Below are 17,958 nucleotides of genomic sequence, written 5' to 3' on the forward strand. Positions count from 1 at the left end.
CGCTACACGATGCTGAAGTCGGAGACGGTCGATTTGTCCCCCAGGACCGTCCCGGGCCGCAACCGGGCGCCCTCCCCGATATGGCACAGCCTCCCGATCACGGCCTTTTCGATGCGGGCGTGCGCCATGATCCGTGTTCCGCTCCAGATGACGGAATCCTTGATCAGCGCCCCCTCCTCGATGCGGCACCCTTCGCCCAGCACCGAGTTTTCGATGGCCACGCCCGACTTGATCACGCATTTTCCATCCAGGATGGAGAAGGCGTCGATGGAGACCTCCTGCTTCTTCCAGTTGTTCGGGGGGCACGCCTTCTGGGGGTAGCCGGGCATTTTCGTCCTGCCGGAGATGATGCCGAAGCTGGCTTCGAGGTATTTCTGGGGGCTGCCGATATCCTGCCAGTAACCGTGGGTGAGGCAGGCGTAGACCCGCGCCCCCTCCTGTACCATGGCCGGGAAGATGTCCCGCTCGAAACTCTGCGTCCCCTCGCCCGGTATCCGGTCGAGGACCGAGCGCTCCAGGACGTAGATCCCGGCGTTGATCGTGTCCCCCGTCACCTCGTCCTCCGGCGGCTTCTCGGTGAAACGGATCACCCTGCCGTCCGGCGCCGCCTCCACCAGCCCGTAACCCACCGGGTTCATCACGCGGGCGGTCACGATGGTGGCCTCGGCCCCCCGGGCCTTGTGGCAGGCGAGGACCTCCCTCAGGTCGATGTCGGTCAGGACGTCTCCGTTGAGGACGATGGTGGTGTCGTCGATGAGGTTCTCGGCCGCCTTGAAGGCGCCCGCCGTGCCGCGGGGGAGGTCTTCGTGCGTGTAGCGCATGGTGACGCCGTACTTCATGCCGTCGCCGAAGATGTCGGTGATCTTCCGGGGCTGGTAGGAGAGGCTGAGGATGATCTCCGTGATGTCCGCGCGCTTGATGTGGTCGATCTGGAAAAAGAGAAAGGGGATGTTGGCGAGGGGGACGATGGGCTTGGGAACATGCAGAACCAGGGGACGCAGCCGCGCCCCTTTTCCCCCGGCAAGGATGAATGCTTTGATCACGGCGTCGAGTCCCTCCCGCGGGAATGATAGCACAAAGTCCCGCTCCTGAATCCTGCATCCTCGCACCCGGTTTTGTGATAATCTACCCTTGATCATGAATCTGCCGAACGCCTTGACCATCGCCCGAATCTTCCTGGTGCCCGTAGTCGTCGCCCTGCTCCTGACGGTCGAAATCCGGACCTGGGCCTTCCTGGGCGCCAGCCTGTTCCTGGCCGCCGCCCTGACCGACCTGCTCGACGGCTACCTGGCCCGGAGGCGCAAGCAGGTGACGACCCTGGGGCGGCTTTTGGACCCCATCGCCGACAAGCTCCTCATCTCCTCCGCGCTGGTCGCCCTGGTGCAGCTGGGGATCGCGCCCGCCTGGATGGTCGTCATCATCCTGGGGAGGGAATTCGCCGTCAGCGGGCTCCGGAGCATCGCCGCCCACGAGGGGTTTTCCATCGATGTCTCGCGCCTGGGGAAGGGGAAGATGGTGGCCCAGGTGGCGGCCGTGGTGGGACTGATCCTGGGGCACAAATACGGCGGGTGGGTGCAGGGGACCGCGACCGTCCTTCTCTGGGGCGTGGTGGTCCTGGCGCTGGTCTCCATGGCGCAATATTTCCGCGACTTCTGGTCCAAGCTGGACAACAGCATCAAGTACCGCGAGAAGCGCCGGCGCAGGGTGCTCGAGAGGCGGCGCCTCCGTGCCGAGCAGCGGCGGGAACTGGGTCGGCTGCGCAAACTCGAACAGCTGCACCGGCTGGAGGCGGCCGACCGGCCGGCGGCCGACCTGAAAAATTCCCGGTGAAGGCGGGGGGGACATGCTCGACCACGCTGACAAGGCCGCACTCCTCGGACTGGCCCGCAGGACCCTCGAGGCCCACCTGGCCGGGGAGGGGGCGCCGGGACTCGACCGCCCGGGCCCGGCCCTGCTCGAAATGAAGGGGGCCTTCGTTTCCCTCCACCGGGAGGGGGCCCTCCGGGGCTGCATCGGCCAGATCCTGGCCGACCGGCCGCTGTGCGAAATCGTCGCGCGTTGCGCCGTCAGCGCCGCCTGCGGCGATCCCCGGTTCCCGCCGGTGAGCGCCGGGGAACTGCCGCTGCTCGAGCTGGAGATCTCGGTCCTCGCTCCCCTGCGCCGCATCGGCGACATCGAAGAGATCCGGGTCGGGGTGCACGGGCTCTACCTCGTGAGCGGGCCTCACCGGGGCCTGCTCCTGCCGCAGGTGGCGTCCGAGCAGGGCTGGGACCGGAGGCGGTTCCTCGAACACACCTGCCGCAAGGCCGGGGCGGCCCCCACGGCATGGCGCGAGGCGGAGACCGAGATCTACGTCTTCGAGGCCGAGGTTTTTTCCGAATCCGGGCTCTCCCGCGCGGCGCGGTCCTGACCCCGTATGGAGTCCCCCCGCGCTTCGTGGTATATCTAGTTTCATGAGACCCGGGGGATTCCATCTTTTGCGGATCGGCGGCATCGATGTCACCATCGACTACTCCTGGTTCGTCATGTTCTTCCTGGTTCTCTACATCATGGCCGAGAGCTACTTTCCCCGGGTGCTCGCGGACCATTCCACGGCGCAGTACTGGGTCATGGGGGGCGTCGCGGCCATCCTCCTTTTCGTTTCCGTCCTCCTGCACGAATTGGCCCATTCGCTGGTCGCCCTCCGGCACGGGATCCGGGTCGCCGGCATCAGGCTTTTCATCTTCGGCGGGATGGCCGAAGTCGTCTCCGAAGCCCGCAACGGGAGGCAGGAGTTTTTGATCGCGCTGGCGGGCCCCGCGACCAGCCTGGGGATCGGGGGGGGGCTCCTGGCCGTCCATTTCGCCGCCGCGGGATTCTCGTCGGCCGTCGCGGGGATCGCATGGTGGCTGGGCTGGGCCAATATCCTCCTGGCCCTCTTCAACCTGATCCCGGGCTTTCCCCTGGACGGCGGCCGCATCCTGCGGGCGTTCCTCTGGGACCACTGGGACGACCTGGCCCGCGCCACCCGGGTGGTCAGCCGGATCGGCAACGCCTTCGCCCTCTTTCTCATCATCCTGGGCGTCCTCCAGTTCCTCCTGACGCAGAGCCTGCTGTCCGGCCTCTGGCTGGTGCTGATCGGGATGTTCCTGAAACAGTCGGCGGCCGGGGGGTACCAGGCGATCATGCTGAAGCAGGCGCTCGCCGGGGTGGAGGTGCGGCAGGTCATGACGGCCGATGTCGTGAAGGTGGACTGGCTGACCCCGATCGACCGGCTGATCCAGGATTACATCTACCGGCACCAGTTCACGCAGTTTCCCGTTTTCAACCGGGAGGAGTTCGTGGGGATGGTGTCCATCGAGGGGGTCAAGACGGTGGCCCGGGAGCTGTGGGGGTTCAAGCAGGTCCGGGACGTGATGACGCCGGTCGAGCTGGTGCCGTCGCTCAGGCCGTCGGACCCCGCCGGAGAGGCCCTCTCCCGGATGGCCGCCGAGAACGGATGCATGCCGGTGGTGGAGGACGGGTCGCTCCTGGGAATCGTGACGCGGAGGGACATCCTGGACCTTTTCAAAATCAAATCGGATCTCGGGGCCGCCTGAAAGGGCCGATCCACACCCCGGGGCGCACGGCGGCTCCACCGGACGCCCCGACCCATCCCGCGGAGGGGGCTATGATCCGCTCCATACTGTTTGCTCTGGCTGAAACGCCTTACGGCGCCGGCGCCTCTAACCACGCGTGCTGGCTTGCCCGCAAGGAAAACGGTTTTGTCCATGCGCTGGCCGTGATCGACATCGCCGCCTTCGAGATCCCGGTGATGGGGGCGGCCGACGGCTTCATGCCTTCGGTGGTGACCCCGCCCGCTCAATCGGGCCAGACCCTGATGCAGGACCTGGCGGCGGTGGCGGGGGTGCGGCTGGAGGAGTTCGCCGCCCGCTGCTCGGCCCGGGGGATCTCCTGCGCCACGGAAATCAGGAGCGGGATACCGGCGGACGTCATCTGCCAGGCGGCGGCCGCCCACGACATCGTGGTCGTTTCGCGCACCGGGTACAGCCGCGTCCCCTCCCCCCATGCCGTGGACTCCCTGGTCGCACCGGTGATCCGGGGGGCGGTCCGCCCCGTGCTCGTCGCCGGTTCGGAGTTTCCCGAAGACGGGGAACTGCGCAACGTGCTGGTGGCCTACGACGGGAGCCTGCACGCCGCGCGCGCCCTGCCCGTAGCCGCGGAACTGGCGGCCCGGCCCGGGGTCCGGTGCACCCTCCTGACGGTGGCCCAGCAGGAGAGCGCGGGGCGGGAGACCCTGGCCCCGGCCGCGGCGTTCTTGCGCCACCACGGCATCGATCCCGGCGTCAGGGTGATCGTTCACGCGAAGCCGTCGGAGGTGATCTGCGATCTCGCCGGGAGCGAGGGGGTGGATCTCGTGGTGATGGGGGCCTACGGGCGGAGCCCCATCCGGGAGGTCCTCTTCGGCAGCACGACGGAGCGCATCCTGTCCCATTGCGCCGCCAGCGTCGTCCTGCAGGCCTGAGGGCGCGCGGCCCGAGGGGGGAGCTACCGCCGGGTGAGGGCGAGCAGGAAATCGAGGAGGGGGCGCAGCGAGGGGTGCACCATCCCCTCGGCGGCCTCCACCGTGTGCGTCCTCTCCCCGGTGTCCACCGTGACCCGGAAGAGGAAGCCGTCGGGCGGGCTCGGGCCGGGCCCGGCCGCGGGCGGGAGGCTGAAGAAGGCCGAGTCCCGCAGCAGTCTCTTCAGGCGGCGGGCCTGGGCCGGGGGCAGGTCGGCGCCGTCCAGGGTCCCTCCGACCTTCCTGCCGGCCAGCCCTCCCGTGCGTTCGAACACGATTTTCATCCCATTATTTTACTACGGATGGGGCGGCGGGGGAAACATCGCCCCCGTCCGGCAACGCGCCGCCGCTGGGGACATCGCCTCAACTGCGCCTTTTTCCGAGACTGCGCTTCATCTTCCTGAGCCCCGTTCCACTGTCCGGGCCGAGGCCGTGCCGGGCCAGTTCCGCAGCCAGCCTCCGGCGTCCCCGGTGCAGCCGGTTGATCACGTTCTGGTACCGCTCGGGGTTCAGCCGGTCCACGATCTCCCCAGGGTCGAGCCCCGAGATCAGGAGCTCCATCGCCTGGCGCTGTGAATCGGGGAGCCGGGAGATCGTTTCGTCGACGATCCCCTGCATCTCGTCGCGGAGCAGGCTGATTTCGGGGGAGGGGGCCGCGGGGAACAGGCCGGCGGCGACGGAGCCGCCGCCGGCCATCGGGGGCCTCTGCCGCCGGCCCGATTCCCAGTCGTCCAGGGAGGTGGTGCGCCGGGCCTTGCGATAGTAGTTTCCCACCTTCCTCCGGAGCACCCCCATGCTCCACACCAGCGGGCTCTTGCGCAGGTCGGCCCGGGGGCATTTGGCGACCAGGGTCAGGAGCGTCTCCTGGACCAGGTCTTCCGCGTCGTTGGGGTCCGGGATGCGCCCGGCCGAGAGTTTTTTCAGGGCCGCGCGGATCGAGGTGATCTCGTCATCGGTCCATTCCGATGGGGCCGGGACGCCCGCCCGCTCCCTGCACGCGGAGCCTTCGGCGACATAAAGGGGGCCGGCTTCGAAGTGAAGATAGGCTTGTTCGGACACCGTTCGCCCTCCAATTCAGCAGGTTTTGGAAAAACCGTGAATTCGAGGGTGATGGGGTGAAGAAAAAGTAGTTCGGCCGGGCGGGGGAAGTCAAGCCGTTTTTTCGGGCGCGGCGCCGGTTCAGTCCCGGGGGGCGTAGTACCCGGGCCGGGCCGTGACGCTGACGCCCTGGCGGGCCACCCCCACGTCGATACGGCGGTAGGACCCGTCCTTGTCCGTGTTGCTCGACACGTAGCCGAGGGTGTACTGGTTGCGCAGCTCCTCGTCCACGTCGGCGTAGATGTCGTCGAGCTGGCCGAAATTGTTGGGATAGAGGACCCGCCCCCCGGTCTCGTACGCCAGCTTCCGCAGGGCCAGGTCCGCGTTGGCGAACTGCTGCTGGGGGATGTCGCGGTACAGGGTTTCCATCAGCTGGCGCAGCGCCTCCGTCTTGCTGACGACGTAGACGGCCACCTCCTCGTGGACGGCGGCCTGGACCGCCTCTTCGAAGGTGACGGCGCTCCTGTTGTCCAGTCCGTCGCTCATGATGATCATGACCCTCTTCCCCTCGACGCCGCGGAAGACGTCGTTCGAGACGACCCACACGGCGTCCCACACCTTCGTGTCATCCTTGCAGTAGATGGAGGTCAGGACGGGGCCCAGGCGCGCGGTATCGGTGCCCCAGTCCATCTTCAGCCTGATTTCGGTGTTGAAGGAGGTGAGGGAAAACCGGTCCCCGGGCTTGAGCTGTTCGATGAAGCGCCGGGTCGCGTACCGGATCGCCCCCCACTCGGAGCGGACGCTTCCGCTCGTGTCGAGCACGACGGCGATGTGGACGGGGAGCCCTTCCTGGGCGAAGAACAGGATCTCCTGCGGTTGCCCGTCCTCGAGCAGCCGGAAGGAGTCGCGGGGCAGGCCCCGGAGGAAGTTCCCGTCCGCCCCCCGGACCGTGACGGGGACGTTGACCATGTTGACCTCGACGCCGATCTTGAACCCCGCCTGGGGGATGGCGGGGGTCTCCCCTTCCGGGGCCTGGCCGGGGGCGAAGGACGCCGCCAGGGCCGCGAGGGCGGCCGCGAGCAGCCAGGTTCGTATTCGGGTCGTCATTCGGCCGTCAGCCTCCGGGTGTCGCTTCGGTCTTCCCCCCGAGCGCGGCGGGGAGTTTCTCGTAGATGCCGCCGAAGCCGCCGTTGGACAGAAGGACCACCAGGTCCCCCGGACGGGCTTCGGCGGCGACCTTTTCAATTATAGCGTCCACGGTCCCGAGGTTCCAGGCGGCCGCGCCGCGGGAGCGCAGGTCCGAAACCAGCCGCTCGAGATCGAGCCTTTCCCCCTCCGGCACCTTTTCCGGCCTGAACAGGGCCGGGAAGGCCACGCAGTCGGCGCCCGCGAGCGCGTCGGCGATCTCCCTCTGGAAGACGTTGCGGCGGCTGGTGGCCGAACGCGGTTCGTACACCGCCCATACCCGTTCGGGCCGGAAGGCGGCCCGGACCGTTTCCAGGGTCTCCCGGACGGCGGTGGGGTGGTGCGCGAAGTCCTCGTAGATGCGGACCCCCCCCACTTCGGCCCGCAGCTCGAGCCTGCGGCGGACCCCCGCGAACGACTCCAGCCCCCGGCCGATCTCCCGGGCGGATACCCCCAGGCGGTGCAGCACGGCCGTGGCGGCCAGGGCGTTGCGGATGTTGTGGCGTCCCACCGCCCGCATCCGGAAACGGCCGAAAGCCTCCCCCCTGAGGGCCACCTCGAAGCTCGAGCCCGTCTCCCCCATCTCGATCGCGCCGGCGCTCCAGTCGCAGCCGGGGTCGAGGCCGAAGGTCTCCCGGGCGCAGCGGCAGCCGGCGCAGGCCTCCAGCGCGGCGGGGCTTTCGCCCCCGACCGCGAGAAAGCCCTCTTCCGGGATGAGGTGGACCAGGCGCCGGAACTGCAGCCGGATGCTTTCCAGGTCCGGGTAGATGTCGGCGTGGTCATACTCGACGTTTCCGATCACGGCCAGGTAGGGGAGGTAGTGGAGGAACTTGGGCCCCTTGTCGAAAAAGGCCGAATCGTATTCGTCCCCTTCGACCACGAAATGCTCCCCGCCGCCCAGGCCGTAGCTGGACCGGAAATTCCCGGCGATCCCCCCGATCAGGAAATCGGGGCGCAGGCCGGCGGACTGCATCCCCCAGGCGAGCATGGAACTGGTGGTGGTCTTGCCGTGCGTCCCGGCGACCACGACGGGGATCTTCCCGAGGAGAAAGAAGCGCTTGAGCGCCTCCGGGAAGGAGGTGTAGGGGATCCTGCGGTTGAGCGTCCGTTCGATCTCGGGATTCCCGCGCGACAGGGCGTTGCCGATGACGACCAGGTCCGGTTCCGGCTCGAGGTTGCGCGCGTCGTACCCACGGCGCACCGGGATGCCGCGCTCGGCGAGAAAATCGCTCATCGGGGGGTACACCCCCTCGTCGGAGCCGGAAACCTCGTGCCCCGCTTCCCGGAGCATCGCCGCCAGCGAGGCCATGCCGGTTCCGCAGATCCCGGCCAGGTGTATCCGAAGGAGTCCGTTCTTGGGCATGGGGGTCAGGAATATTTCAGGCCGGTGATTTCGATGGTGATGTTCTTGGGGTCCCAGTAATATTCGACCGCCTCGACCCCGATGGTGAAGGAGCGTCTTTCCAGCGGATTCATGGGTTTGCCCACGTATCCCGCGCCGGGGCGAAGGGCGAAGGCCGTCCGTTCCTTCGAGACCTTTCCCCAGGCGTCGTACAGGGTGAGGTGCAGTTCGACCGCTTCCAGCGTCCGGTCCCCGTCGTTGACGAGCACGCCCGAAATCATGGCGATCCGGGCGTTGCTGAAACTGACCCCCAGGCTGGCCTGGACGTCCTCGATGAGGACCCTTGTCTTGTAGTATTCGAAATTGGTGTCCCCCGCGCGGAGCAGCCCGGGGACGGCGACCCCGGCGGGCCCGGCCTCGGACTCGAGGCCGCCCTGGTAGTGCACGTAGAGCGCGACGGCGCCCGCGAGGACCGCCAGCACTCCGATGGTGGCGAGGATCATCGTCGGACGCCTGCTGGTCTGCGGTTCGGAATGGAATTCAACCATGGTTTCGCCCCTGGCCTGATGATGAGTGTCGCTTCCGGGTTTCATTATAGCAGATTCCGCCCCCGCGGGCGGCGGGGGTGCGGAGTTTTGTCCGTTGAGTCGCGTGGCGGTGAGGGTTACTATAGTGTTTTTATTTTCGGGGATACGCCATGCTATTCAGAAAATGCCGTTTCTGGTTTCTCCCGGCCGCCTGCCTGCTCTTCTTCCCCGCCGCCCCGGCCCGGTCGGAAACACCGCTCCCGAAGCTCGAGTCGAAAAGGCTCCTGAACGACCTGCAGATTACAGTCGCCACGACCGCCGGGGCCTCGGACAGGGCCGCCGTGGGTCTCGTCGTCCGGTACGGGTCGGCGTTCGACCCGGTCGACAAGGGGGGGGTCGCCCACCTCCTCTCCCGGATGTTCCTGAAAAAGACGGCCGATCGCTCGGCCGAGGACATAAGGGCCGAGCTCGAGATCCTGGGCGCCCGGGTGGAGGTGCGGTGCGACTGGGACGGGATCCGGTTTCTCCTCACGGCCCATCCCTCCGGCCTGGAACGCGCCCTCCTGCTGCTGTACCAGGTCGTGGGGGAAGCCGAGTTCGCGGAAGACGATTTCGAGCAGGTCCGGCGATCGCTCCTCGAGGAGCTGCAGAGACAGCCCGATCCCCGGAAGCGGATCCACGAGCAGATGGAAGGGGCCCTGTTCGGGGGCACGACCTACGGGAGGCCCCTCACCGGGACCCCCGAGAGCGTCGCGGCCCTGGCGCTCGGGGATGTCCGGTTCTTCTATCGCAAGTTCTTTTCCCCGGGACAGGCGGCCCTCGAGATCGTGGGGCCGGTGGACCCCGGGCCGCTCCTCGAGCGGGCCACCCGCATCTGGGGGATCTGGGTCCGCAAGGACGATGTCCCCTTTACCTTCGCCCAGCCCTCGCGCCCGGCGGGACGGAGGATCCTGGTGGAGGACGATCCCGGCTCCCCCGCCGCCCAGTTCATCGCGGGCGGCCTCTTCCCGCGCCGCGAGGACGCGGAGTACGTCCACGCGCTCATGGCGGCCCGGATCCTCGAGGGGCGCCTGAACCGGACCCTGCCCACTTCGCTCCTCACGGTCGGGAGCGAGGGGCGCCGCCTGGCCAGCCCGTTTTACATCCAGGGCCAGGCCGCGGCGGAGCAGGCCGTGGGGGAGATCGTCCAGATCCTGGACGCCGTGGAGGAGATGAAGACGGGGGAGGTGACGCCGGAGGAACTCGGGGCCGCGCAGGCGGAGCTGGCCGACGATTTCCGCCGGGAGCTGGGTTCACCCGAGGGGCTGGCCCACATCCTCATGGATGCCGAGCTCTACCGCCTGGGCCGCAACTACCCCGCCCTTTTCCTCGACCGCATCGCCCGGTGCGACGGCGCCGCCGTCCGAAGGGCGGCGGGCGAATGGATATTTTCCGGGGGGGAACTGCTCCTGATCCGCGGCCCCCTGGATGCGCTCGGTACCCGGCTCGGCGTCCTGGGTCCCTTCGAACCCCTCATCCCCTAGGCTGGATTCACCGGAGGCAGTCATGAACGTTCCGTTGCTCGATCTGCAGGCCCAGTACGCGACCATCAAGGACGAGGTTCAGGCCGCGGTGGGGGCCGTATTCGAAAGCCAGCGCTTCGTCCTGGGGGCCCAGGGGGCGGCGCTGGAGGAGGAGATCGCGCGCCATTGCGGCGCTGCCTTCGGCGTGGGGGTCGCTTCCGGCACCGATGCCCTGCTCCTCTCGCTGCGGGCCCTCGGCGTCGGGGCCGGGGACGGGGTCGTCACCGTACCGTTCACCTTTTTCGCCACCGCCGGCGCGGTGGTCAACCTCGGCGCCCGCCCCTTTTTCGTGGACATCGAACCGGCGGGGTACGGGATGGACCCGGAGCGGCTGGAATCGTTCCTCGAGGGGGAGTGCCGGCCGGACCCCGGGAAGGGATGCGTCGTCCACAAGGCTTCCGGCGCGACGATCCGGGCCGTTCTCCCCGTGCACCTGTACGGCCAGTGCGCCGACATGGACCCCATCCTGGAGGTGGCCCGGCGGTATGGGCTGCCGGTCGTGGAGGACGCGTGCCAGGCCATCGGCGCGGACTACAAGGGCAAAAAGGCCGGCGCGCTGGGCGATCTGGGGTGCTTCAGCTTCTTCCCCTCGAAAAACCTGGGGGGGGCGGGGGACGGCGGCATGGTCGTCACCTCCGATCCCGGGCTGGCCGACCGGGTGCGGCTGCTGCGCGGTCACGGGGCCCACGCGAGGTACTTCCACGACATCGTCGGGTTCAACAGCCGGCTGGACGAACTCCAGGCCGCCGTGCTGCGCGTCAAGCTCCCCTGCCTCGACCGGTGGTCCGAAGGGCGCCGCAGGAACGCCGCGGCCTACGGGGAGGAGTTCCGGGCGGCCGGGCTCCTCGGCGTGCTCCAGCCCCCCGAGGTGCTCCCGGGCCGCTCCCATATCTTCCACCAGTACGTCATCCGGGCCGAGCGGCGGGACGAGCTGCAGGCGTTCCTCCGGGTAGGGGGGATCGGGAGCGAGGTCTACTACCCCGTTCCGCTGCACGAGCAGGAGTGCTTCCGCGGGCTCGGCTACGGGGCGGACGATTTTCCCCGCTCCCGTGCGGCGTCGCGCAGCACCCTGGCCCTGCCGGTCTACCCCGAGCTTTCCGCACAGCAGCGGCGCTGCGTGGTGGACCGTATCGCGCGCTTCTACCGCGGCGCGGCCTGACCGCGCGGGGTGGCGTAGATGCTGACGGGGGCCCCGCCTTCGTCCGCCTGCGCGTAATTGTTCCCGTAACTGAGGAGGGTCGGCTCCGTCCCCTGGATATAGTACTCCTGGAGCCGCTGCAGGCAGCGCTCGGTGGCCAGCAGGCCGGTGGTCGGGTCGATCTCCACCTGGACGATCCCCTCGGGCGGCTCGAACGACCCGCCGCCCAGGGGGCGCAGGTCGGCCGCCTTCTTCATGAATTCGGTCCAGATGGGGAGGGCGGCCTGCGACCCGGACAGTTTCAGTTCCCGGTTGTCGTCGAACCCGACCCAGACGATGCAGAGCAGGTCCGGGGTGTATCCCGCGAACCAGCCGTCGTGCGACGTTCCCGTCTTTCCGGCGGCCGGGAGGGAGAACCCCCGGGAGCGGGCTCCCGCACCCGTCCCGCGGTCGATGACCGACTGGAGCAGGGAGGTGATCATGAAGGCGACCTCCGGGGTGAGGGCCTGGACCGTCTCCTCCTTCTCCTCGGGGCCGGGGGCGCCGTCTTCGCCGGTGACGGCGGTGATGGGGGTCAGCGGGGAAAGGAGGCCGCCGGCCGCGAAGGCCGTGTACGCCCGGACCATTTCCAGCGGCGTGATCTCGAAGCTCCCGAGGGCGATGGAGGGGAAGGGCTGGATCTCCTCGTTGAGCCCCAGCCGGAGCGCCAGTTCCCTGACCCTGCCGAAGCCGACGGTCTCCGCCAGCTTCATCGTGGGGATGTTGAGCGACCGGGTGAGCGCCTGGCGCATCGACACCTGCCCGAGATACTCCTGGTTGTAGTTGTGCGGCTCGTAGGAAGTGTCCTCGTACTGGAACCGCGTCGGCCGGTCGAGCAGCAGGGTGGCCGCCGTGAGCGGGTCCGCCTTCGAGTAGGCCGTCTCCAGCGCGGCGGCGTAGACGAGGGGCTTGAAGATGCTGCCCGGCTGCCGCTTCGACTCGGTGATCCGGTTGAACTGGCTGGCCCCGTAGTCCCTCCCCCCGATCATCGCCAGGACGTGCCCGTTTTTCGGGTCCACCGCGATCAGGCTGGCCTGGACCGTGCCCGGGGGCACCGGTTCCGCGCGTTTGGCCAGGATCTCGTCGAGCGCCCCCATTTCCCCCTCGACCGCCTCGAAGGCCGCCCGCTGCAGGTCGGTGTCGAGGGTGGTGTAGACCCGGAATTTCGAGTGCGCCAGCGCGTCGGCGCCGTACCGCCCGAGCAGCCGCTCCTGGACGTAATCGACGAAATAGGGGGCGCCGGAGTAGTCGAGGAGCGTCGTCGGCTGGACCACGACCGGACGGGCCTTCGCCTCGTCCCGCTGGCCCGGGGAAATCATCCCGTAACCGGCCATGAGGTCCAGGACCAGGTTCCGGCGCTCGAGCGCCCGCTGGGGGTAGCGCAGCGGCCCGTAGCGGTTGGGGGCCGAGATGATGCCGGCCAGGGTGGCGGCCTCCTCCAGCGACAGCTCCCTGATATTTTTGTGGAAAAAGGCGTTCGCCGCCTCCCCGAACCCGACGATGCTGAAGGTGCCGACCTGCCCCAGGTAGACTTCGTTGCTGTAGAGCTCGAAGATCTGGCGCTTGGTGAGCCTCCGCTCGAGCAGCACCGACATGTAGGCGTCGGCGAACTTGCGCCGCAGGGTCCGCTCCGGGGTCAGGAAGTAGTTTTTGACGAATTGCTGGGTCAGGGTGCTGGCCCCCTGGGCCGCCTCGCCCGCCCGGATGTCGACGATCAGCGCCTTCAGGATCCGGATCGGGTCGATGCCGCCGTGGCTGAAAAAGCGGCGGTCCTCGGAAGCGAGCACCGCGTCGACGAGGACCTGCGGGATCTCGTCATACGCCACTTCCCGGCGCTTTTCGCGCCTTTCATCGATGACGTTGCTGAGCAGTTCCGGCCTGAGCCCGAAGCTTTCCAGGGGGGTCAGGCTGTCGGGGTGGAGCACCGACTCGATCCGGGGGCCGCGGGTGCGGATCTCGGCCGCGCGCCCCGGGTCGACGGGGCTGGAGGCGTCGTTGCGGACCAGGAGCCGCTCCGGGCCCGTGACCCGGAACCCGGCCATTCCCGGGGCCGCGTTCCCCTCCTCGTATCCCAGGCGCCGGAGGCGCGCCCGGAGTTCCGGCAGGGAGAGCGATTTGCCCGGGCGGAGGAGGGTCGGGGCCGAGTAGATGCGGGTGGCCGCGATGGTCCGGCGGTTCCCCAGTTTCTGCTCGATCGTCCCGTCGAAGATGTAGTAGTAGCGGATCAGGAACGCGCCCAGGGCGATCGCCAGGACCAGCCCCAGCCCGATGAGGACCTTGACGAGGGCCCTCCGGAAGGATCGGGCCCGGCTCCCGGTTTTTTTTCGTTTTCTTTCAGCCATGAATCCCCCGCCCGGAAGGTCCAGGCCTACAGGGCCTGGATCCTGCCGGTTTCCTCAACCTCGTACCCCCCGAGGGCCAGGACCTGCCGCTGGAACTCCGGGGAGCGGATGATGTCAAGCATGAGAGCGATGCGCGCGTCTTCCAGAAGCGGCGTGGGGATCACCAGGTCGTAGCGCTCCCTGGTCACGGGGATGAAATCGAGGTCGAGCGCCCGCGCCGCGGCCAGGATACCCATCCCCGCGTCCGCCCTCCCCGAGGTGACCGCCATGGCGACGCTCATGTGCGTGTATTCCTCGTCGGCGTACCCCCGGACCGCGGCCGGGTCGATCCCCCCCCTGCCGAGTTCGTAGTCGAGCAGGATGCGGGTGCCGGAGCCCGCCTGGCGGTTGATGATGCGGATATCCTCCCGCGTCAGGTCGGCCGTCCCCCGGATCCCCTTCGGGTTCCCCTTCGGCAGCATCAGCCCCTGCCAGCGGTGGACCAGGGTGACGAGCGTGACCGGGGTGCTCTTGATGAAGCGGCCGAGATAGGAGCGGTTGTAGTCCCCCGTTTCCGTGTCCAGGAGGTGGGAGCCGGCGAAATGGGCGATCCCCTTGTCCACGGCCGCGAGTCCCCCCATGCTCCCCACATTGCTGGAGGAGACGGTGATCCTGCCTTCGGAGCGTTCCTTGAGGGCGCTGGCGAGCAGGTCGATCGTCAGGTCGTGGGACCCCAGGGTCAGGAGCCGGTTTTCCAGCTCCCCGGGGGAGGAGAGGAGTTCGACCCGCGCCTTCTCCCCCTCGGAGTAGCCGCTGGTTTCGGGAGGGATCCGCAGGATGCCGTCGGCCCGCACCAGGGACGTCAGCATGCCGGCCCCGCCGGTGAGGGGTATGGCCACGACCCGTTCGCCGATCCTGCCCAGGATGACGCGCACGTGCTCCTCCAGGCCCGGACTGGAGGGGAGCTTCCGCCCGATCGCAACCTCCACCTCCCTCCTTTCCGGCGGCTCGAGCCCCTGGATCCGCCACAGGAGCGGGCTGACGAACTCCCGGAAGGAGACGGCGGCCGATACGGGGTATCCCGGAATACCGACCACCGGCCGGTTCCCCACCGCGGCGAGCAGGGTCGGCTTGCCGGGCATGACGGTCACCCCGTGGACCAGGAGTTCGCCCGCCTCGCGAAGGACCGCGGGGGTGTGGTCCTCCGAGCCGGCGGAGGAGCCGGCGATGATGAGGAGGACGTCGTACCCTTCGTCGATCCCCGAGAGGACCGAGGCCCGGATCTTTTCCGGCTTGTCCGGGACCGGGCGCGCCAGGGTGCATTCGGCCCCGCACTCTTCGGCCATCGACTGGAGCACCTGCCCGTTGACCTCGAGGATCAGCCCCGGCCTGATCGGGTCGGTGACCTCTTCCGGGGGGACGACCTCGCTCCCGGTGGGGATGATGAGGACCCGCGGCCTGCGGGAGACGGCGATTTCCAGGACTCCCGCCGCCATCAGCGCCCCCTGGTCGAAGGCGCGGACCCGGTGATGGGCCGGGAGGATGATCTCCCCCTTGACGATGTCCTCCCCCATCTTGCGCACGTGCTGCCAGGGATAGACCGCTTCCCGGATTTCCCACCCGGCGCCGGTCCGTTCCGCCTTCTCGATCATGACCACGGCGTCGGTCCCTTCGGGGAGGGGGTGGCCGGTGTTGACGGGGATCGAGTCGGTTCCCGCCGTGAGCAGGACGGGGGTCTCCGGAAAGGCGGAGAAGGTCGAGGAGGCCCGGACGGCCACGCCGTCCACCGCCGCCGCGTGGTAGGCGGGGACGGACCGGGCGGCCTTGACGGCGTGCACGCTCATCCGGCCGAGGGCGCGGCGCACCGGGATGCTTTCCGGTTCCATCCCGAGGTCCCGGAAGCGCGACAGGAAAATCTCCCGCGCCTCGTCGAGCGGTTTCAGGTTGCGATAGGTGTGTCTTCTGGATGTCATGTCCGGCCCTTGATAGGGTTAATACTGGGTGACCTCGACCAGGGCCCCCCTGGGGATCCCTTCGGCCGTCATCGGGATCTGGAGGATGCCGTCCGCCCTGACCATCGTGGAGAGCATGCCCGATTTCCCGAAAACCGGGTGAGCGACGGCCGTTCCCCCGTCGCGGCGTTCGAGCCGCACGCGGACATATTCCTCCAGCCCGATGGTGGAGTGCACGCCGGTGGAAAGTTCCGCCTGCAGCCGGTGCCCCGCGGGCCCCTTTACCAGCGGGGAGCCCTGGAGGTAGCGCAGAAAGGGGGCCAGAAAGACCTGGGCGATCACCAGGGCGGAGACGGGGTGCCCCGGCAGGCCGACGATGGCTTTCCCCTTTTGCAGGGCGAGCAGGGTGGGTTTCCCGGGCCGGATGGCGATGCCGTGGGCCAGAATCTCGGCCTCCGGGAGCCGGGATACGGTCTCCAGCATCAGGTCGCGCGCCCCGACCGAACTCCCCCCCGACAGGACGACGACATCGGCCCCGGCGAGGGCCTCCCCGAGCGTCCGGTCGAGCCGCGGGGCTTCGTCCGGCACGATGTCAAAAACGGCGGGGAGGCCGCCCGAGTCCCGGACCAATGCGGAGATCGCGTGGCTGTTGGCGTCGCGGACCTGTCCCGGCCGCGGTTTCCGCTCCATGGGGACGATTTCGTCCCCGGAGGAGATCACTCCCACCCGGGGGCGCCGGTAGACCGGGACTTCGGTGATGCCCAGGGCGGCCAGAAAGCCCAGTTCCTGGGGGCGCAGCCCCTTGCCCGCTTCGAGGAGGGTTTCCCCGGCGCGCGCGTCCTCCCCCTTTTCCAGCACGTTGGTCCTCTCCGTGACCGGCCGGGTGATTTCGACGCTGGCGGCCTCGGCCGCGTTGGTGTATTCCACCATGACCACGGCATCGGCCCCCGGCGGGAGAAATCCCCCGGTCGGGATGGGGGCCGCCTCCCCCGCGCCGAGGCGGAAGCGGGGGAGTTCCCCCATGACGACGGGGGGGGCCAGCGAGAGCAGCGCCGGGAGCGAATCGGAGGCCCCGAATGTTTCCCGGGCGCGCACGGCGTAGCCGTCGACGGTGGACCGGGCCCCCTCCGGCAGGTCCTCCGGGCAGGCGAGATCCCGGGACAGGACCCGGCCCAGGGCTTCGTCGAGGGGGATCGTCTCTCCGGCAAGCCTCGGAAAGCGGCCGAGGAGCTCCAGGAACCGGTCCGCGGTGATCACATGAAAAAATTCGGTCAAGACAACCCCTTGAGAACAAAGAGGGACGAGCGGCCCGGGAAAAGGGGCGGGACGCGCGCCCTCGTCAGGCGATTTCAGGAAGGCAGAAGGAGGTCTCCAGCCGCTCGCCGCACCGGGTGCACTCCCAGTCCACCTGGAGACTGGTGCATTTGATCCCCTTCTCGGTCCCCCACTCCATGCGCCAGCGGCCGCCGCAGGCGGGGCAGGCGGCGGCCGCCGCCAGCCGGATCCCGAGCGCCCTCCCCCCGCGCGGGGAGGGGACCTCCAGCCGCCGGATGCGGAGATCCGCTATCCCCGCATCTTTCAATTCTGCCAGTAGATTGCGGAAGAATCTAAGCGAATCGCCCGCTTTTTTTTCAGCCAGTCTGCGCCCGGCGCCCGTGCGCATGTTCGAGGGGAGGCAGGCGGCATAGGTCAGTTCCTTGCTGAGATAGCCGAGGACCGAGGAGCGCAGCGAACGGCCGCGCAGCGCCGATTTGGTGAAGAAGGCCGCCACCCCCAGGGCCCCGAACTTGGAGAGGAAATCGGCGTCGTGGATCACGGCTGCGACCCGGTTCGCCCCGGCCCTCTCGTTGTAGAGGGCCCCGAGCCCCGACAGCACCCTGCGGATATCGGCGGGTTTCATGGCGGCGTCGCCCAGGAGCCGTTCGGCGATCCGCGCCGATTCCTCCTCCTCGGCCGTCTCCCCCTCGTGGTATCTCCCCCCCGCGAATTTGCCCGCGTCATGAAACAGGGCGGCGACGGAGGGGATCAGCGGGTCCATCCCCTCCAGGACGGCCAGGCGGCAGGCGAGGGAAGCCACGTGCCTCGTATGCTCCCAGAGGTGGCTTTCCCCGCGCCGGGCGTCCCCCTCGTACTCCCTTTCCGAATCCTCGATGAGGCCCCGGACCCGCGCGACCAGGCCCGGGAACCGGGATTCGACGATGCTTTCGTAGGACGCCTTCTCGGTAGCCATGAGGGCGGCATTATCCCGCGCCCCCGACGGGAGCGTCAAGCCATACTTGGCCCGTGCCCGGCGCTCCCCGTGCGGGGGCAAACA

Annotated in this window: 16 protein-coding genes; 6 read left to right on the plus strand and 10 right to left on the minus strand. The window is 68.6% G+C overall.

Annotated features, from left to right (window positions below; translation table 11 throughout):
• Positions 1-2: 2 nt before the first annotated feature.
• Entirely contained in the window at positions 3-1,043 is a 1,041-nt protein-coding gene (locus tag GXY47_14205) for an NDP-sugar synthase (GenBank protein ID NLV32296.1), read from the minus strand.
• Between the two features lie 94 nt (positions 1,044-1,137).
• On the opposite strand from GXY47_14205, the gene pgsA reads away from it, so the two are divergent.
• From pgsA to GXY47_14225, 4 genes are all read left to right on the plus strand, one after another.
• The gene (pgsA, locus tag GXY47_14210) at positions 1,138-1,830 is read left to right on the plus strand and encodes a CDP-diacylglycerol--glycerol-3-phosphate 3-phosphatidyltransferase (GenBank protein NLV32297.1); all 693 of its coding nucleotides are present in this window, start codon (positions 1,138-1,140) and stop codon (positions 1,828-1,830) included.
• A gap of 13 nt (positions 1,831-1,843) precedes the next feature.
• The gene (gene amrA / locus GXY47_14215; GenBank protein NLV32298.1) at positions 1,844-2,410 is read left to right on the plus strand and encodes an AmmeMemoRadiSam system protein A; all 567 of its coding nucleotides are present in this window, start codon (positions 1,844-1,846) and stop codon (positions 2,408-2,410) included.
• A gap of 43 nt (positions 2,411-2,453) precedes the next feature.
• Entirely contained in the window at positions 2,454-3,578 is a 1,125-nt protein-coding gene (locus GXY47_14220) for a CBS domain-containing protein (GenBank protein ID NLV32299.1), read from the plus strand.
• Positions 3,579-3,649: 71 nt separating this feature from the next.
• Positions 3,650-4,504: a universal stress protein gene (locus GXY47_14225; protein NLV32300.1), complete on the plus strand. Its 855-nt coding sequence runs from the start codon at positions 3,650-3,652 to the stop codon at positions 4,502-4,504.
• 23 nt (positions 4,505-4,527) lie between these two features.
• Here GXY47_14225 and GXY47_14230 read toward each other — a convergent pair whose 3' ends face one another.
• The 5 genes from GXY47_14230 to GXY47_14250 all read right to left on the minus strand — a co-directional run bounded on the left by GXY47_14230 (position 4,528) and on the right by GXY47_14250 (position 8,653).
• A complete protein-coding gene (locus tag GXY47_14230) occupies positions 4,528-4,815 on the minus strand; it encodes a hypothetical protein (protein ID NLV32301.1) in 288 nt (95 codons plus the stop codon).
• A gap of 88 nt (positions 4,816-4,903) precedes the next feature.
• Positions 4,904-5,599 (minus strand): sigma-70 family RNA polymerase sigma factor, encoded by a 696-nt coding sequence (locus GXY47_14235; GenBank protein NLV32302.1) that lies wholly within the window; start codon positions 5,597-5,599, stop codon positions 4,904-4,906.
• Positions 5,600-5,719: 120 nt separating this feature from the next.
• Entirely contained in the window at positions 5,720-6,685 is a 966-nt protein-coding gene (locus GXY47_14240; protein ID NLV32303.1) for a VWA domain-containing protein, read from the minus strand.
• Positions 6,686-6,692: 7 nt separating this feature from the next.
• Positions 6,693-8,126: a UDP-N-acetylmuramate:L-alanyl-gamma-D-glutamyl-meso-diaminopimelate ligase gene (gene mpl, locus GXY47_14245; GenBank protein ID NLV32304.1), complete on the minus strand. Its 1,434-nt coding sequence runs from the start codon at positions 8,124-8,126 to the stop codon at positions 6,693-6,695.
• A gap of 5 nt (positions 8,127-8,131) precedes the next feature.
• The gene (locus GXY47_14250) at positions 8,132-8,653 is read right to left on the minus strand and encodes a DUF2393 domain-containing protein (protein NLV32305.1); all 522 of its coding nucleotides are present in this window, start codon (positions 8,651-8,653) and stop codon (positions 8,132-8,134) included.
• 149 nt (positions 8,654-8,802) lie between these two features.
• Here GXY47_14250 and GXY47_14255 point away from each other — a divergent pair, with 149 nt between their 5' ends.
• Together GXY47_14255 and GXY47_14260 are read left to right on the plus strand one after the other, a co-directional pair.
• Positions 8,803-10,155, plus strand: a complete 1,353-nt coding sequence (locus GXY47_14255) for an insulinase family protein (protein NLV32306.1) — start codon at positions 8,803-8,805, stop codon at positions 10,153-10,155.
• A gap of 22 nt (positions 10,156-10,177) precedes the next feature.
• Complete coding sequence (locus tag GXY47_14260) at positions 10,178-11,353, plus strand: DegT/DnrJ/EryC1/StrS family aminotransferase (protein ID NLV32307.1); 1,176 nt, start codon at positions 10,178-10,180, stop codon at positions 11,351-11,353.
• Here the strand turns inward: GXY47_14260 and GXY47_14265 are convergent.
• The 4 genes from GXY47_14265 to GXY47_14280 form a co-directional block, all read right to left on the minus strand.
• On the minus strand, positions 11,335-13,713 hold the full coding sequence (locus GXY47_14265) for a PBP1A family penicillin-binding protein (protein NLV32308.1): 2,379 nt from the start codon (positions 13,711-13,713) through the stop codon (positions 11,335-11,337). The genes GXY47_14260 and GXY47_14265 overlap by 19 nt on opposite strands.
• 26 nt (positions 13,714-13,739) lie before the next feature.
• Entirely contained in the window at positions 13,740-15,665 is a 1,926-nt protein-coding gene (locus GXY47_14270) for a molybdopterin biosynthesis protein (protein NLV32309.1), read from the minus strand.
• Between the two features lie 18 nt (positions 15,666-15,683).
• Entirely contained in the window at positions 15,684-16,919 is a 1,236-nt protein-coding gene (locus tag GXY47_14275) for a molybdopterin molybdotransferase MoeA (GenBank protein ID NLV32310.1), read from the minus strand.
• A gap of 64 nt (positions 16,920-16,983) precedes the next feature.
• Complete coding sequence (locus GXY47_14280; protein ID NLV32311.1) at positions 16,984-17,874, minus strand: HD domain-containing protein; 891 nt, start codon at positions 17,872-17,874, stop codon at positions 16,984-16,986.
• Positions 17,875-17,958: the final 84 nt, after the last annotated feature.

Source organism: Acidobacteriota bacterium, assembly GCA_012729555.1.
In the GTDB taxonomy this organism is placed as follows: Bacteria; Acidobacteriota; UBA6911; order UBA6911; family UBA6911; genus UBA6911.

What these genes read in the sequence shown, in the direction of transcription:
- amrA (NLV32298.1), top strand. Translation starts at nt 1,844, where the DNA reads ATGCTCGACCACGCTGACAAGGCCGCACTCCTCGGACTGGCCCGCAGG.
- GXY47_14280 (NLV32311.1), bottom strand. Translation starts at nt 17,874, where the DNA reads ATGGCTACCGAGAAGGCGTCCTACGAAAGCATCGTCGAATCCCGGTTC.
- GXY47_14265 (NLV32308.1), bottom strand. Translation starts at nt 13,713, where the DNA reads ATGGCTGAAAGAAAACGAAAAAAAACCGGGAGCCGGGCCCGATCCTTC.
- pgsA (NLV32297.1), top strand. Translation starts at nt 1,138, where the DNA reads ATGAATCTGCCGAACGCCTTGACCATCGCCCGAATCTTCCTGGTGCCC.
- GXY47_14255 (NLV32306.1), top strand. Translation starts at nt 8,803, where the DNA reads ATGCTATTCAGAAAATGCCGTTTCTGGTTTCTCCCGGCCGCCTGCCTG.
- mpl (NLV32304.1), bottom strand. Translation starts at nt 8,126, where the DNA reads ATGCCCAAGAACGGACTCCTTCGGATACACCTGGCCGGGATCTGCGGA.
- GXY47_14220 (NLV32299.1), top strand. Translation starts at nt 2,454, where the DNA reads ATGAGACCCGGGGGATTCCATCTTTTGCGGATCGGCGGCATCGATGTC.
- GXY47_14225 (NLV32300.1), top strand. Translation starts at nt 3,650, where the DNA reads ATGATCCGCTCCATACTGTTTGCTCTGGCTGAAACGCCTTACGGCGCC.
- GXY47_14250 (NLV32305.1), bottom strand. Translation starts at nt 8,653, where the DNA reads ATGGTTGAATTCCATTCCGAACCGCAGACCAGCAGGCGTCCGACGATG.
- GXY47_14240 (NLV32303.1), bottom strand. Translation starts at nt 6,685, where the DNA reads ATGACGACCCGAATACGAACCTGGCTGCTCGCGGCCGCCCTCGCGGCC.
- GXY47_14260 (NLV32307.1), top strand. Translation starts at nt 10,178, where the DNA reads ATGAACGTTCCGTTGCTCGATCTGCAGGCCCAGTACGCGACCATCAAG.
- GXY47_14270 (NLV32309.1), bottom strand. Translation starts at nt 15,665, where the DNA reads ATGACATCCAGAAGACACACCTATCGCAACCTGAAACCGCTCGACGAG.